Source organism: Treponema endosymbiont of Eucomonympha sp., from assembly GCF_001028545.1.
The window spans coordinates 1-435 of record NZ_BBPW01000686.1 but is presented as its reverse complement, the minus strand read 5'-3'; the positions used below and the strand labels follow the sequence as shown (position 1 = coordinate 435).

The 435-nt window shown below is 59.3% G+C and carries 1 protein-coding gene; it reads right to left on the bottom strand.

What is annotated here, in order from left to right; genetic code table 11:
• On the bottom strand, nucleotides 1-303 hold a 303-nt coding region (locus tag AWU74_RS14385), incomplete at its 3' end, for a hypothetical protein (protein ID WP_238580289.1).
• Between the last annotated feature and the right edge of the window lie 132 nt (nucleotides 304-435).

The window sequence follows — 435 nt, the reverse complement described above, 5'->3', positions numbered from 1 at the left end:
GCCGGCTGCAGCAACAGCGGCGGACGGAGCGGAGGTTTTGGCAGCACTCAGTCCGACAATGGCGAGAACAACGGCGCCGAATAACACCCCCACTGCCCATACCATGAAGCCATGCGTACTGTCTCGAAAGCCGCTTTCTGGCTCAGAGTCGCGCCAGCAGCGGCCGTATTGATTACAGACCAACCTGATTTGCTCTACCGTGGTCAGGTCTGAACCAACAGCACCGACATTCAGAGGCGCCGCGACCACCGCGGTGGAGGTTAGGACGACTGCGCCTGTTAGCGATATAAGAACCGACTTCATCGTTTTTCTCCTTATACCTGACCGTTAGCGCCCGTGGCGGTGATGGCCGCGATGCCATCCATAGGTATGGCCTCGACCGCGGTGCCACCCATAATGATGGGCTCCGCCCCCGTGCCCACCATAATTGCTTCC